The organism is Natronomonas moolapensis 8.8.11 (assembly GCF_000591055.1).
GTDB lineage: Archaea > Halobacteriota > Halobacteria > Halobacteriales > Haloarculaceae > Natronomonas > Natronomonas moolapensis.
The window spans coordinates 2,695,583-2,709,671 of record NC_020388.1; the positions used below are offsets into that span (position 1 = coordinate 2,695,583).

The 14,089-nt window shown below is 65.8% G+C and carries 16 protein-coding genes; 7 read left to right on the top strand and 9 right to left on the bottom strand.

The genetic code is table 11. The features are described 5' to 3' along the window. Positions 1-73 precede the first annotated feature (73 nt). Positions 74-298, bottom strand: coding sequence for a hypothetical protein (locus NMLP_RS12865; RefSeq protein WP_015410561.1), 225 nt, complete (start codon positions 296-298; stop codon positions 74-76). A gap of 52 nt (positions 299-350) precedes the next feature. Continuing rightward, a complete protein-coding gene (locus NMLP_RS12870; protein WP_015410562.1) occupies positions 351-1,127 on the bottom strand; it encodes a bacteriorhodopsin in 777 nt (258 codons plus the stop codon). Between the two features lie 520 nt (positions 1,128-1,647). On the opposite strand from NMLP_RS12870, the gene NMLP_RS12875 reads away from it, so the two are divergent. Continuing rightward, positions 1,648-2,028 (top strand): hypothetical protein, encoded by a 381-nt coding sequence (locus NMLP_RS12875; RefSeq protein ID WP_049926581.1) that lies wholly within the window; start codon positions 1,648-1,650, stop codon positions 2,026-2,028. Positions 2,029-2,154: 126 nt separating this feature from the next. Here NMLP_RS12875 and NMLP_RS12880 read toward each other — a convergent pair whose 3' ends face one another. Further along, entirely contained in the window at positions 2,155-3,168 is a 1,014-nt protein-coding gene (locus NMLP_RS12880) for an arsenic resistance protein (RefSeq protein ID WP_015410564.1), read from the bottom strand. A 218-nt stretch (positions 3,169-3,386) separates the two neighbouring features. Here NMLP_RS12880 and NMLP_RS12885 point away from each other — a divergent pair, with 218 nt between their 5' ends. Next, the gene (locus NMLP_RS12885) at positions 3,387-3,755 is read left to right on the top strand and encodes a DCC1-like thiol-disulfide oxidoreductase family protein (RefSeq protein ID WP_015410565.1); all 369 of its coding nucleotides are present in this window, start codon (positions 3,387-3,389) and stop codon (positions 3,753-3,755) included. Positions 3,756-3,777: 22 nt separating this feature from the next. Here the strand turns inward: NMLP_RS12885 and engB are convergent, their stop codons facing one another. After that, entirely contained in the window at positions 3,778-4,395 is a 618-nt protein-coding gene (gene engB, locus NMLP_RS12890) for a GTP-binding protein EngB (protein WP_015410566.1), read from the bottom strand. Between the two features lie 158 nt (positions 4,396-4,553). Here engB and NMLP_RS12895 point away from each other — a divergent pair, with 158 nt between their 5' ends. Together NMLP_RS12895 and NMLP_RS12900 are read left to right on the top strand one after the other, a co-directional pair. Continuing rightward, entirely contained in the window at positions 4,554-5,897 is a 1,344-nt protein-coding gene (locus NMLP_RS12895; RefSeq protein WP_015410567.1) for a TIGR00341 family protein, read from the top strand. A gap of 42 nt (positions 5,898-5,939) precedes the next feature. Continuing rightward, entirely contained in the window at positions 5,940-6,683 is a 744-nt protein-coding gene (locus NMLP_RS12900; protein WP_015410568.1) for an SIMPL domain-containing protein, read from the top strand. 6 nt (positions 6,684-6,689) lie between these two features. Here the strand turns inward: NMLP_RS12900 and NMLP_RS12905 are convergent, their stop codons facing one another. From NMLP_RS12905 to hjc, 3 genes are all read right to left on the bottom strand, one after another. Beyond that, a complete protein-coding gene (locus NMLP_RS12905; protein WP_015410569.1) occupies positions 6,690-7,139 on the bottom strand; it encodes a MaoC family dehydratase in 450 nt (149 codons plus the stop codon). Between the two features lie 46 nt (positions 7,140-7,185). Then, positions 7,186-8,163 carry an NOG1 family protein gene (locus tag NMLP_RS12910; RefSeq protein ID WP_015410570.1) on the bottom strand — a complete coding sequence of 326 codons (978 nt, stop codon included), beginning with the start codon at positions 8,161-8,163 and terminating at the stop codon, positions 7,186-7,188. Between the two features lie 68 nt (positions 8,164-8,231). Then, the gene (gene hjc / locus NMLP_RS12915; RefSeq protein ID WP_015410571.1) at positions 8,232-8,753 is read right to left on the bottom strand and encodes a Holliday junction resolvase Hjc; all 522 of its coding nucleotides are present in this window, start codon (positions 8,751-8,753) and stop codon (positions 8,232-8,234) included. A gap of 83 nt (positions 8,754-8,836) precedes the next feature. On the opposite strand from hjc, the gene NMLP_RS12920 reads away from it, so the two are divergent. Continuing rightward, positions 8,837-9,301, top strand: a complete 465-nt coding sequence (locus NMLP_RS12920) for a nucleoside deaminase (RefSeq protein WP_015410572.1) — start codon at positions 8,837-8,839, stop codon at positions 9,299-9,301. 87 nt (positions 9,302-9,388) lie between these two features. Here the strand turns inward: NMLP_RS12920 and NMLP_RS12925 are convergent, their stop codons facing one another. Next, positions 9,389-11,227 carry a ribosome biogenesis/translation initiation ATPase RLI gene (locus tag NMLP_RS12925; RefSeq protein ID WP_015410573.1) on the bottom strand — a complete coding sequence of 613 codons (1,839 nt, stop codon included), beginning with the start codon at positions 11,225-11,227 and terminating at the stop codon, positions 9,389-9,391. Further along, the gene (locus NMLP_RS12930) at positions 11,227-11,544 is read right to left on the bottom strand and encodes an EMC6-like membrane protein (RefSeq protein ID WP_015410574.1); all 318 of its coding nucleotides are present in this window, start codon (positions 11,542-11,544) and stop codon (positions 11,227-11,229) included. The genes NMLP_RS12925 and NMLP_RS12930 overlap by 1 nt, the downstream gene beginning before the upstream one ends. A gap of 181 nt (positions 11,545-11,725) precedes the next feature. Between NMLP_RS12930 and NMLP_RS12935 the strand changes: the two genes are divergently transcribed. Beyond that, positions 11,726-12,007, top strand: coding sequence for a MarR family winged helix-turn-helix transcriptional regulator (locus NMLP_RS12935; RefSeq protein WP_015410575.1), 282 nt, complete (start codon positions 11,726-11,728; stop codon positions 12,005-12,007). Between the two features lie 867 nt (positions 12,008-12,874). Next, entirely contained in the window at positions 12,875-14,047 is a 1,173-nt protein-coding gene (locus tag NMLP_RS12940; RefSeq protein WP_015410576.1) for a substrate-binding domain-containing protein, read from the top strand. Positions 14,048-14,089 lie beyond the last annotated feature (42 nt).

A 14,089-nucleotide genomic window follows, 5' to 3' on the forward strand; every position in this document is an offset into this window, starting at 1 on the left:
GGCCCAGCCGTCGTCGGTCAGCGCCCGAGCGCTCGCGGGCGCGTCGCTCCCCTCGAGTAGTACCGAGGCGAGTTCATACTCGCTCCTCGTGTAGGTTCAACACGAAGTAGGCGATCCCGAGCGCGGTGATCAACTCGACCCCCGCAGCGAGCCAGAACGCGGTGTCGAAGCTCAGGCCGGACTCCTGCAGCGTCGGCAACGAGAACAGCGCTGCGACGGCGAGTACGGCACAGACGGCGATCCCGACGACGGAGTAGGTGTTCAATACAGCGACGGGTTCGGATGGTTCGTCGGTCATAAAAAAACTGAGTTCGGCTGGTTCGGCCGCGGTACGTTCGATCGGCGTCCGTTCAGTCCGCGGTCGACGACCCGGCGGTCGACGGTTCCGGGGCGTCGGTGTCACCGAGGATCGCGCGGCTGCGGAGCAGGACGAAGCCGAACCCGACCTTCGCGGAGACGTCGAGGACCATGAACGCGAGGGTCTCGACGCCGAGACCGACGATGCCGGCGCCCTCGGTGCCGACGATCCAGAGGATCGGGTAGGCCGTCCAGAGAACGGCCGTTATAACGATCAGTTTGTTGAGCGTCGCGCGAACCTCGTCGGAGCGCTCCTTCGCGGCGTTGCGCAGGATCGTCAGCAGGTAGTACAGCACGAACAGGAACGCGATCGTGCTGACCAGCCACCACGAGTAGCGCGCGAGTTGGGTCTGCGAGAGCGCGCCGACGAGACCGGTGACGATCATGAGCGCGTCGACGCCGATGAGCGTGCCGATGGTGACCCGGTCCACCTTGGCGAGCAGACACAGGTCAAGCAACAGCAACGGCGTCGTGAACAGCCAGTCGGCATACCGGGCGTAGTATATGTCGAGGGCGCCGCGTCCCACAACCTCAACCTCTGTCAGGCCGGTGCCGAAGAACATCGACAGGTACGCGGCGGTCGCGATACCCGGCACGAGGATCGTGATCGCGTAGTACTCTCGGGCCTCCCGGTCCGTGACACCCCAGCCACGGACGATGAAGTAGAAGGTCCCAAGCAGCATTAGTAGTGTACCGATACCCAGCCAGATCGTCTCGGGCCGACCGTCCCCCAGGACGTCGAACCCTGCTTGTAGTACTGTTGGCTCCATACGCACCTAAAAGTACGACGGGGATGGTAATGTGATCTATACCAACCTAGTTGGGTATTCGGGATCGGCGCCGTGTGGCCGGCCGGCGCGTGGGGTGGCTCCTGTCGCGCGCACGACGAAGGAGTCGGTCGCGTGTGACATCCTCCCGCGGTTAAAGGCGCGGGCCTCCCACCCGGTGTTGGCCGAGCAGGTCAATCCTGACGGTTGGGAGTCTACGGTTTGCTGGACAGTCAGCCAGTGGCTTTGCCACGAAGCCGTTACTCGTACCCCGGAGAGGGCTCCGAGTTACCTGATTGTTTAATGACTGTCGGCGTGGTCGGCTTACTGTTTGTTTCCGGCTATGAACCGTGGCGAACACCGAGTCAACCGCCAGTTCTCCACGCACGACGTACGGCACGATGGCTTGTAATGTAAATTGTCGGATTCATCTGGTGGCTAAAGCCACCAGTACTCTCCTCGAATCTCTATAAAAAGAGGGACCAACCACGAATTAATACCGATGCGTTCCGTATCGACCCGCATGAGCGACAAACAGACCGATTCGGACGCGGAATCGACAGCCGAAACCGAACGGACCGAACGGGAGGCCGCCGTCGACGACGAGGAGGCCGCCATCGACGTCGAGGCGATCGACGCCTACCAGGGCCGGATCGAGGAGATGTCGGCCGAGATAGAACAGCGCGAACAAACCATCGGGGAGTTGGAGTCCGTGATCGAAGCCCAATCGGAGCGCATCGACGAGCTCGAAAACCAGTTTCTGGACCTCTCGGCCCGCGTCGCCGACGGCAGGAACTTCGGGGTCTGTCCGGAGTGCAACGGCCCGACCGAACGGAAGGGTCGGCTGCTTCGCAGCGACACGATCGAGTGTATCCGGTGCGGAAACGTCGTCCACACGTACTGAATCGTTCGCTCGGGCGGTGCTGGGCACCGGACGCTGGTCTCGGCGCGTCGGTCCCGGACCGGCCGGTACATCCGTCTCGGCGGGCAGGAGTCCCTCCTGTCCGGGGTCTCAGGGCCGTCCCGTCGGCTACGACCCCGACAACCGTTCGTACAGGGCGTCGGTGACGCTCCGGTCTGCGTCGACGACGTCGCGTCGATACTGCATGTACACGGCGCCGAGCGGCGGTTGGACGAGGTACGCGAGCGCGATCGGCAACACCGATTCCGCGGGCGGGAACCCCGGGGCGGCCGCGATAGCGAGCGCGATCGAGAGGTTTCGCATGCTCGTCGCGTACACGAGCGCGACCGACTGCGTCTCCGGGAGCAGTAGGCGACCGACGCCCGCGCCGACGGCGAGGACAAGCCCATAGAAGGCGACGAGCGGGACGATCGTAGCCACGGAGGAGACCGGGTCGGCGAGGATGCTCTCGGCGCGGATCGCCATCGCGACGAAGACGATGAGCATCACGCCGAACGAGGAGACGCCGCCGAAGGTGGGTTTGAGCGCCTCGAATCGCTCGGGACCGTACCGCCGGAGGAGCAACCGCCGGGTCAGGGTGCCGACCACCATCGGAATCACGACGACGATCGCCAGCTGGCGATACAGCGCGTTCGGGTCGAAGCCGACGTCGCCGCCGACGAGCGCGGAGAGATACACCGGGAGGACGAACACCGCGGCGACGAGGTTGACCGCGATCGCGACGAGGGCAGCCTCTAGATCCCCACCGGCGAGACCGGTCCAGGCGGCCGTCATCCCGGAGGTGGGGATGAGCGCGATCAGGTAGAGCCCGATCGCGTAGGCGGGGTCGCCGGCGAAGAACAGCCGGGCGAGCCCGATCGCGACGACCGGCGCGATGCCGAAGTTCACGGCCAAACTCGCCCCGACAGGTGCGACGTGCTCGCGCGCGGCGAGCACTTCCCGGAGGTCGATGTTGATCATCATCGGGTAGATCATCACGAAGAGGATCGGGACGACGGCCGCCTGTAGCAGGTTCCGGGCGTCGGAGCCGACGGCTTGCCCGACGAGCAGGCCCGCGAGAAGTGAGCCCACGACGACGTATATGAGGTTCCGCTTCAGGTACCGCAACGACGCACCGATCATGTGCCGTCGCCTCCGGCGATCGGGGCGACAGCGCGCGGTCGCGGCCCGCTCGCGCGCGGTTCGGTGGGGCATCCACGCCTGGAGGTCGTTCGCTCGCGTTGGTTCATTACTGTATTGTATAACTTATACAATATAGAGTGTTACGGTCGGGCGAGCGGGCCGTCGGGGACGGCCCCACACCCGAGGCATCTATTTATCCCCCGCCCGAACGCCCGGACATGAGCGGCGACGTACTCGTCTACGACGACGATTGTGGCTTCTGTACGTGGTGGGCCGACTACTTCGCCCGGCGGAGTGACCTCGACGCAGTCGGGTTCGGCGGACTCACCGACGAACAACGCGACCGGCTCCCCGAGGACTTCGAGTCGTGTGCGCACCTCCTGACCGACGATGCGGTATACTCCTGTGGCGCGGCGGCCGAGGAGGCGTTCGCCCGGGCCGATATTCCACCGGGGTCGCGCGATCTCACCCGCTTTTTCCGGCAGTTCGACGACTACCGGCGGCTTCGCGAGCGGCTCTATCGCGAGGTCGCGGATCGACGCGACGTGTTGGGGCTTTTCGTCTCGAAGGACGGCCTCGACGACTAGCGGGGAGAACGCCCGAGAGAGGTCAAAAGAACTTGAACAGGTCGTCGCGGCCAGCCTCGTGGAGGTGGTGTCTGACGGCCGCCTCGAGCGGTTCGATCGACCCGCGCTTCGCCGAAATCGGCGCGAGGGTCTCCTCGAACTGCTGCCAGGGCGGGTAGAGGCCGAGCCGTTCGGCCAGCGCGTCCAGCCGCTCGTCGCGGTCGTCGACCTTGTCCATCTTGTTGACCGCGACGACGACGGGGACACCGAGTTCCTCGAAGAACCCGAACAACTCGACGTCGTGGGGGATCTCGTCGGGGCCCGAGTGGCGGTCGATGATGTCGACGACCGACTTGCCGTCGACGACCAACACGCCGACGAGAATCCTCTCGGCGTTGGCCTCGACGTAGCGCACCACGTCGGTCTTGATCCGTTCGCGGACGTCCTCGGGGACGCCGGCCATGAACCCGAAGCCGGGGAGATCCGTGATCACGAAGTCCTCAGCGGCCCAGTCGTAGTGGTTCGGTTTCGTCGTGACGCCGGGGCTGCCGCCGGTGTCGAAGCTGTGGCCCGTGATCTCGCGCATCAACGTCGACTTCCCGACGTTCGACCGCCCGACGAGGACGACTTCCGCGTCGCGGTCCGGACGCGTCTCGAACATGCCTCTGGTTGTCCGCGTCGGGTCATAAACCGCCCGGTCGGTGGGACACCCTTACCCGATGCGGTCGCCGACCGAGGGGGCGAACGCTCGGAGGGCGACCAGACGCGGCGGGCGGGCCAACAGTTGGGTTTATCGGCCCGGACGGCGACGGTCATCGCGTGCGACTCGTCCAGGTGACGATCCCGACCGGAAAACGCGAGACCGTACTCTCGATCCTCGACGACGAAGGGATCGACTACGTCGTCACCGACGAGTCCAGCGGGCGGGAGTACACCGCGGTCGCGTACTTCCCGCTGCCGACGAACGCTGTCGAGCCTATCCTCGAGACGCTTCGGGAGGCCGGTCTCGAACGGGAGGCCTACACGGTCGTTCTGAAGGCCGAAACGGTCGAATCGGAGCGCTTCGAGGCGCTCGCCGAGAGCTACGCCGAGACGGGTGACAGCGAGGAGCGAATCGCCAGGCAGGAACTCGAATCGAGGGCGGAGGAACTCGCCTCCGCGCTTCCGGCGTACGTGGTCATGACTGCCGTCTCGGCGGTGATCGCGACCGCCGGCCTCCTCCTCGATTCGCCCGCCACGGTGGTCGGCTCGATGGTCATCGCGCCGCTCATCGGTCCCGCGATGGCGGCGGCGGTCGGCAGCGTCATCGACGACGGCGAGTTGTTCCGGCGGGGTGTGGGTCTCCAGTTGTTCGGCGTCGCCCTCGCCGTCGTCTCCTCGACGCTGTTCGCGGCGTTCGTCCAAGCGACGAACCTCGTCCCGCCGGGGCTCGACCCCCTGTCGCTGTCGGAGATCGAGGAGCGACTCGCCCCCAGCGTCCTCTCGTTGGCCGTCGCCTTGGGTGCCGGGGTCGCGGGGGCCGTGAGCCTGATGACGGGCGTGTCGACCGCGCTCGTCGGTGTCATGATCGCCGTCGCGTTGATCCCGCCGGCCGCGACGGTCGGTATCGGGATCGCCTACGGGGAGCCGGCCCTGGCGGTCGGTTCGGCGGTCCTCGTCGCGGTCAACGTCCTCTCGATCAACCTCGCCGCGCTCGTCGTGTTGTGGTACGCCGGCTACCGCCCCGGGCAGTTCTTCAAACACGACCGCGCGAGGATCGCGACGCTAAAACGGATCGGCGTTCTCGTCGCGGCCATCGCGTTGCTGTCGGTGTTTCTCGGCGGCGTCACGTACGACTCCTACCGGATGGCAAACACCGAACAGGACATCAGAGACGGCGTGGCGACGGAACTCGAGGAACCGGCGTACTCCGGGTACGAATTGGTCGACCTCGAGATCGAGACCGAAACCGAGCGGCTCCTCTTTCACCGCCCCACGGCGGTCGTCGGGACGGTCGCGGCCCCGCCAGGGGAGACGCGGGGCGAACTGGCCGAAGGGGTCCGGACGCGGCTCGCCGCGGAACACGGGATCGAGGTCGACGTCCGGATCCTCTACGTCGAAATCGAGCGGAGCAGCGATCGGTCGCTCTCCCCGGAACGGCGGGTGGGTCAAACGCCCGTTTGACTTTCCGGCGAATATAGTAGCGCGGCCGGTGTCGGAGCGGATATGCGACGCGAAGGACTCGCAGTGTTGATAATCCTCGTTTCCCTGTTGGCGATGACGCTCGTGGGCGTCGCGGTCGTCTCGCCGATCGGCGCACAGTCACCCGACGCCGCCGCCGACCGAGTCGTCTCGGTCGAGGCGACCGGCGGCGCGTCGGCGGTCCCGGACCGGGCGGCCGTCCGGGTTCGGGCCGTTGCTGAGGGCGACGATCCGGGCGCGGTTCGGGACGAACTCGCGGCCGAGACCGACACGCTCCGGTCGAACTTCGAGAGGCTCGGTCTCTCGGAGGACGACTACGGGACGGACGAATACCGGGTTCGCTCGCCGCGGGTCCCGCCGAGGGAGTCGGAGAACGTCCCGGCGTTCCGCGGCGTCCACGGCTTCGAGGTGACCCTCGAGGACCCCGACCGCGTCGGGGCGGTCGTCGACGCGGCCGCCGACGCGGACGTCGAGGTCGACACCATCGAGTTCACCCTCTCGGACGCCGTCCGAACTGATCTCCGCGAGGAGGCCATCGCGAACGCGATGAGCGACGCGCGCGCGCAAGCCGACGCCATCGCGCGCAACGGCGACCTCCACGTGACGAGCGCCGCGAGCGTCGACGCGACCCAGCGGAACGTCAGCCCGGTGCGCTACGAGGCGGCCGCGATGGCGACGCCGACGCCGGAGTCGGCCGACACGAGCGTCGAGACCGGCGACGTCGCCGTCGAGTACGCGGTGGAAGTGACGTACAACGCGACCGCCTGAGCCGCCTTATTCGGCCTCCGCCCGCCGGACCAGAAAGTTGTTGACCCAGGAGACGACGACCTCGCCGTCGCCGTTCTCGCCGACCGTTTCGGCGCGGACGTCGCCCAGCGTCGGGTTCCCGTCGCCGGCGTCGGTCCGGAGGACGCGGATCCGCGTCCCGACCCGGTCGCCCGGCCGGACCGGCCGTTTCCACCGGAGGTCGTCGATCCCGCGGGCCCCCATACACGCCACATCGGCGAGAAAGCCATCGACCATCGTCCGCATGGTGAGCGCGACCGTCTGCCATCCGCTGGCGATGAGGCCGTTGTAGATTGACGCCTCAGCCGCGTCGGGGTCGACGTGGAACGGCTGTGGATCGTACCGCTCGGCGAACTCGACGATCTCCGACTCGGAGACCGTCCACCCGCCGAGGTCGTGCGTCTCGTCCGGTTCGAGGTCCTCGAAGTGTCTCGGCATCGTACGCCGTTCGGTCGGAGGGCATCCTAACAGTTCCGCCGGCGCGTCAGCCCTCGAACGGCAACTCCGGCTCGTAGCCGACGGCCTCGATCGCCGCGTCGAGGACCGCCTCGACGCCCTCGCCGGTCTCGACGCTCATGTAGTGGTCGGCATCGGCCTCGGTCGAGCGGTCGGCCTTGTTGCAGACGACGAGGACGGGGGCCTCGAAGGTCGACTCGATGTCGGCGAGCAACTCGAGTTGCTCGTCGAGGGGGTAGCCGCACTCGCCGCTGGCGTCGAGCACGAAGAGGACGGCGTCGGCCAGGTGCGTCAGCGCGGAGACGGCCTGGGACTCTATCGCGTTTCGGTCCTCGGCGGGCCGATCGAGCAGGCCGGGCGTATCGATCAGTTGATACCGGACGTGATCCCGTTCGAGGTGGCCGACGTTGAGATTCGTGGTCGTGTAGGGGTAGGCGGCCGTCTCGTTTTTCGCGTTCGTCACGCCGTTGACAAACGAGGACTTGCCGACGTTGGGGTAGCCGGCGACGACGACCGCGGGTTCGTCGGCGCGGATGTCGGGCAGCGTCTTCAGAGCGTCGCGGGCCGTGCCGATCGCGAGGAGGTCTGTTTCGACCTGCTCGGTGATGTCGGCGAGGCGGGCGAAGGCCTGCTTGCGGAGTTTGCGCGCGGTGTCCGTGTCGGCGTTTCTGATCCGGCCGTGGTACTCGCCCCGGATCTCGTCCGTCCGCCGGGAGGCCCACATCACCTCCGAGAGGTGCTGTCTGAGCCGGTCGACGCCCCCGACGTCGGTGTCGGAAAGCGTCGCGTCGGCGAGTTCGTAATAAAAACGGTCGACGAGATCGAAGTCGGGCCAGGAGGTGACGACGTTTCCGAGGTTGTCCGAGAGGATGTTCGAGGCCGTCTGCAGCATCGACTCTTGGGCCTCCTTGCCCGACTTCGCCCGCCCCGCCCGCGCCGCCCGAGAGAACGCCTTGTCGACCAGCTCCTCCGACCGGGGCGTCGTCGGAAGGTCTTCGAAGTGCATACATCCGTTTGTGCGCCGTCACGTATAAGCGGCGTGTCTCCCGTCGAGAGGGGGCCTGTGGCCCGAACTCACAGCATCTCGACGGCGTCGTCGACGGAGATGTCGCCGCGTTCGAGCGCGCCGAGGACCTCGCGGGTGTCCCCGTCGGCCTCGTCGTCATCGGCGGCGATCTCCTCGAGGGTCACCTTCCGGGAGTCGCCGGTGAACTCGGCGAAATCGGTCCCATCGGCGAGGGCGGTCTCCTTTTTGACCCGGTAGTTGCCGCCGGGGGTCTCGTAGAGATCGCCGGGGTGGAAAAAATACCAGTCCTCGCGGTCGAAGCGGACGCCGACGCGGGGGTTCGCGCCGAAGTTTCGCGCGAAGTAGACGAGGGCCTCGATTTCCTCGCCGGAGAGGTAGATCGGGTCGCCGGCGGAGGACTTCGCCTCGATCGCGTAGAACGTCTCGCCGTCGCCGGCGAGGACGTCCGGGAGTTCGCGCTCGGTCGCGCTACCGGAGGCTGGCGCGCGCATTACCGCGAAACCGGCTCCGTCCAGCGCCGTGACGAGCTCGCGCTCGCGGCGGTCGCCCTTCGCGTTCGGGTTCGCCATCGGCGGCTCTGGGAGGCGGAGCGATTTAAGCGAGGCGGTCGGCGGTTGTGGGGTTTATCATCCGACCGGGCCGTAGAGGAACTATGTCCGATCCCGGGTTCGACGCGTTCGATCACGATGCCCACATGCGGCGTGCGTTCGACCTCGCCCGCGAGGCCACCGAGCGCGGGGACGAACCGTTCGGCAGCGTCCTGGTCCGCGACGACGCGGTTGTCGCGGCCGAATCGAACCGGATCGTCACCGAGGACGACGTCCGCCGCCACCCCGAACTGCATCTCGCCTACCGAGCGTGTCGGGAGACCTCGCCCGCCGAGCGGGCCGAGACGGTCATGTACACGAGCACCGAGCCCTGTCCGATGTGCGCAGGCGGGATGGCCCGGGCCGGCTTCGGGCGGGTCGTCTACAGCGTCGGCGGCGGCGAGATCGCCGAATTCACCGGTCGGGAGCCGTCGGTCCGGTCGGCCGAGATCCTCGAGGGGATCACGGAGGTCGTCGGTCCCGTGCTGAACGACGAGGGGCGGGCGGTCCACGAGGCGTTCGGGTGGTAGACGCGTTCGAGTAGCAATCGGCTTCGGCCACGCGGTACGACGCCCTTGTGTGTGCCGGCGTAAAAACGACCGGCGAATCGACGCCGATCAGTTCGCGTCCGTCGGCGCGTAGTAGTACTCGCCGGCGTTTTTTTGCTCGCGGTCCTTCTGGGAGCCGGGTTTGTTGATCCGGGGGCGGCCCGTCCGCTCGTCGCGGCGGAACGTGACGTCGAGGTTCGAGAGGAAGGCGTTCATGCCCTCGCGCATCCCGACCGGTCGGCCGGCGTGGCCGCGCTCGGCGGGCGTCCCCTCGAAGACCTGCAGACGGTCCGAGAGCAGATCGATCATGTAGATGTCGTGGTCGATCACCATCGCCGTCTTGTCGTGGGCCTCGGTGTAGCGGCGGATGGCCCGCGTCGCGAGGACGCGCTGTTCGACGTCGAGGTGTGCGGAGGGCTCGTCGAGCAAGTAGAGGTCGGCCTCCTCGGAGAGACACGCGGCGATGGCGACACGCTGGCGCTCGCCGCCCGAGAGGTCCGTGAGCTGTTGTTCCATGATCCGGTCGAGCTGGAGCGGGCCCGCGATCTCGGTGTTCCAGTAGGAAGTGCCGAAGTCGTCGGTGATCGATGCGAGGAAGGCGTCGACCCGCATCGGCCGGTCGATCTCGACGTACTGCGGTTTGTAGGAGATGTCGAGGCGGGCGTCGAAGCTGCCCTCGTCGGGGTCGAGGCGCCCGGCGAGCAGCTTCGCGAAGGTCGATTTGCCGATCCCGTTGGGACCGACGATGCCGAGCACCTCGTTCTCGCGGATCTCGCCCGAGTCGACCTCGAGGGCGAACTCGCCCTCGCCGTAGGACTTCCGCATCTCGGGGTACTCGACGAGCGTCTCGCCGTAGCCTTCGACGCGGGGGGCGTGTTCCTCGAACTCGATGGCCTCCGGACGGATCCGCATGTTCTCGTTTTCGAGGTAGCCGCCGAGATACTGGTTGATGCCGCCCTTCGTCGATTTCGGCGGCGTGACGACGCCGAAGACGCCGGGTTCGCCGTAGGCGACGTGGAGCGCGTCGGCGAGCAGATCCAACACCGCGAGGTCGTGCTCGACGACGAGCATCGAGCGGTCGTCCGCGGACAGTTCCTGGATGAGCCGCGCCGCGGTCACGCGCTGGCCGATGTCGAGATACGGCGTGATCTCGTCGAGGAAGTAGAAGTCGGCGTCCCGCACGAGCGTCGCCGCGAGAGCGACGCGCTGGAGTTCCCCGCCGGAGAGTGTATCGATCGGCTGGTCGACGACGGAGGCGATCCCGAGCCGTTCGGTGAGGTCGTCGGCGACGCCGCGCTCGTCGACGCCCGCGAGTAGTTCGCTCGTCTTCCCGTCGAACGTGTCGGGAATCTTGTCGACGTACTGCGGTTTGCGGGCGACGGTTACCTCCGCCTCCTGGAGGTCCTCGAGGTATCCTTGCAGCGCGGTGCCCCGGTAGGCCTCGAGGACCCGCTCCCAGTCCGGGTCGGCCTCGAAGTCCCCGAGGTTCGGCGTGATCTCGTCGGCGAGGATGTGAACCGCGGTCGTCTTTCCGATCCCGTTGGGACCGAGAATTCCGGTGACGCGGCCGTCCTCCGGGGCGGGAAGCCCGTACAGCGCGAAGCTGTTTTCGCCGTAGCGGTGGGTCGGCTCCTCGTCGAGTTCCTGGGGGAGGTTGATGATCTCGATCGCGTCGAAGGGGCACTTCTCGACGCAGATACCGCAGGTTTCGCCGAGACACAACTCCTCGGAGATCGAGATCTGGTCGGGACCGCCGGCGTAGTGCTCGCCCTCGTCGTGGCGCTCCTCGCGGGTGACGATACACTCCTCGCCGGTCCGGTTCGGCGGGCAGAAGTTCGCACACTCGTAGTTACACCGGTCCGGCTGGCAGCGATCTAGGTCCACGACGGCGATGCTGTCGTCGGCCATCAGAGGCCCGCCCCGGTTGTGAGCAGGATCCCCCAGCAAACGAACCAGAGCGAAAACGTCATGAAGACGACGTAGAGGTAATCTTTCGCCCCGAAGTCGTCGGTGTCGAGCTCGATTCCGGCTTTTTCCAGGAGCTGGTGGACGGGGAACTGCACGACGACGGCGCTCGCGAGAATGTAGACGCCGAGCGTATCCCCGGCTCCGTCGGCGACGGCCGACGAGACGAGGGCGGCGACGACGCCGGCCAGACACGCGATCGCCGTGACCGTGATACCACGGACGTGTGCGGTCCGGCGCTCGGCCGTATCGGTTGCCATACGTACCGTTCGGCCATCCGGCATCAAAAGCGGTTCGTTCCCGCGGCGCCGGCGGGGCGGCCGCCAGCGGCTCGGATCGGGTCGGGTCGGTGTCCACTGTGCCGACTCCGTCCGGGGTGGACGATACCTGCCATGTTTGGATCAACGTTTATACCCGTGGGGGCACTTTTATACTGTAGAGATGGCTCACTCCGACGGGGAAACACTCACCGATCTCCCGCCCAGCGCGAAACTCGTCTACAAAGTCCTCGAATACAACGGCGCGATGACTCAAAAGAGCATCGTCGAGGAGTCGATGCTTTCGGCTCGAACGGTTCGGTACGCGCTCGAACGACTCGAGGGCATCGACATCGTCTCCGAAGACGTGTACTTCGCCGACGCGCGCCAGAACCTCTACGAACTGACCGACGCCGGCGAAGCGGCCGTCGAGGGCGCCAGCGAGGCGGCCGCGTCCGACGACTGAACCGCTCCCGTCGTCCGTTTTTTCTCCGATTACCCACGACAGCGACGGCTGGGGCCTGTCCCTCGCCGACGCGTTCGGCGCGAGTACGCCGGGCGACCGACAACACCGAGGACGTGCGTCCGGACCGCGCGCGACCCGCACCGTCGCTCGGGGCCGGGAAACGGTGGCTCGGAAAAAATCCTCATCACAAGGGGCTCAGAGGGGGTAACTGTCGTCACCGCCACCACCGGTCGTTCTCGCTTCAGTGTTAAGAACCCACGCCTTCTCGGGGAGTGTACACCAGCCCGGGGCAACACCGAATTGCTTCGCGAGGCGCACCCCCGGCTGGTGGCGTTGGCGTACAATACATGTTTGCGATCCATTCCGCGCCGACGCACGCGCGTTTTGAGCCGAGTTCCTATAACAAAGGAATTATGTAGCATAACTATAAATTCAGTTTTGTTGGTCGGTAGCTGCGGCCAACAGCCAGCGAAACAACCGAGAGGGGTGGCTTGGTGCCTTGCGTCACTCCTCTTTTCTAAAACCGTATTCACGATGCTTCTACGCCAGTTTCCGGCGCGAATACAGACAGTTCTGAGTGCCCCCAGATTCGTGAATTTTCTCTTATACTTTCATTTTAAACGTACGAACGCGTAATGTATACTTTCGTATATATCTGGAAAGTTCCGGACGCACTGTAACATAGCGGTACGTACCACCACATAGAGTATATACCAGCCGACGATACTCCGTACCGAACATACCGCCAGAGGTTGTTCCGTACCGGAACGTACCGCTCAAGAACACCCTGTTCGACACATGTCACTCCGGTGTGTTCTGTACCTCTCATATAAATTTCTTTTATTATATCGTATCTACCTTCTCGTGATGTCAAGCGACGCGGAGCACCAGAGCAAGGGAGTATCACGGCGAAAGTATCTGTTGACGTCTGCCGCTGCTGTCGGCGGCGTCGGCCTCGCCGGGTGTAGCAGCAGCGACACGGGTAACGCCAACAGCGGCGACAGCGGAAACGGCGACTCCGACAGCAGCGCCGATTCGGACTCCGGATCGTCGAGCCCGTCGACGGTGACTGCCGAAGGGTCGTCGACGGTGTACCCCATCTCGAACAAGGGAAGTTCCTACTGGAACTCGAACTCGCCGGCGAGCGACGGCGAGTACTGGGGATCCAACGACGAGGGATCGGTCACCGGGTGGGATCAGATCGGGACCGACCAGAACATCGCCGACTACTTCGCCGGCCTGTACGGCTTCGAAACGACCGGCGAGCGCTCGAACCCGCCGTTCGCCACCCGCGTGGCGCTGAGCCACTCGGGGACCGGCTGTGAGGCCGTGCGAGACGGGCTGGTCGACATCGGTAATTCCTCGGGACCGATCACGGCCGAACTGGATATCAGCGAGGACGAGCGCGACGAGAACTACGTCGACCACGTCGTCGGCCGCGACGGCCAGCCGGTGTTCGTCAGTCAGGCGATCTACGACGCCGGTGTCGAACAGCTCACCGGCGAGCAGATCCGCAGTATCTACCAGGGCGACATCTCCAACTGGAGTGAGGTCGGCGGTCCGGACCAGGAGATCTACGTGGTCGGCCGCGCCGAGGGCTCCGGGACGGACACCTCCTTCCGATTGAATATGCTCGGCGACGCCGACGCGCCGATGGACGTCGACACGCGCTTCGGGCAGAACCAGCAGGTCCAACAGGTCCTCCAGGACAACGACAACGCCATCGGCTACATGGCGCTGGCGTTCTCCGGATCGGGGATTCAGGCGATCGCCATCGACTTCGAGGGCACCGTCTTCCGTCCGGACCCCGACGCCGAGAACACCATCTTCGACTCCGAGTACCCGCTGAATCGCGACCTGCATATGTACACCCGGATCAACGAGGAGACGCCCGACGGAACCGACATGCGCGAGGCGGCGTTCCTCAACATGTTCCTGACCGAGTTCGGCCAGAAGACGTTCGTCGAGGACGTCAACTACATCACGCTGCCGACCTCCGATATCGAGGCCGAAAAGCAAAAGCTCCCCGAGCAGGTGTAGGCCGATCGACCGCGACACGCCTGTCTCCGACAGGTAATACAC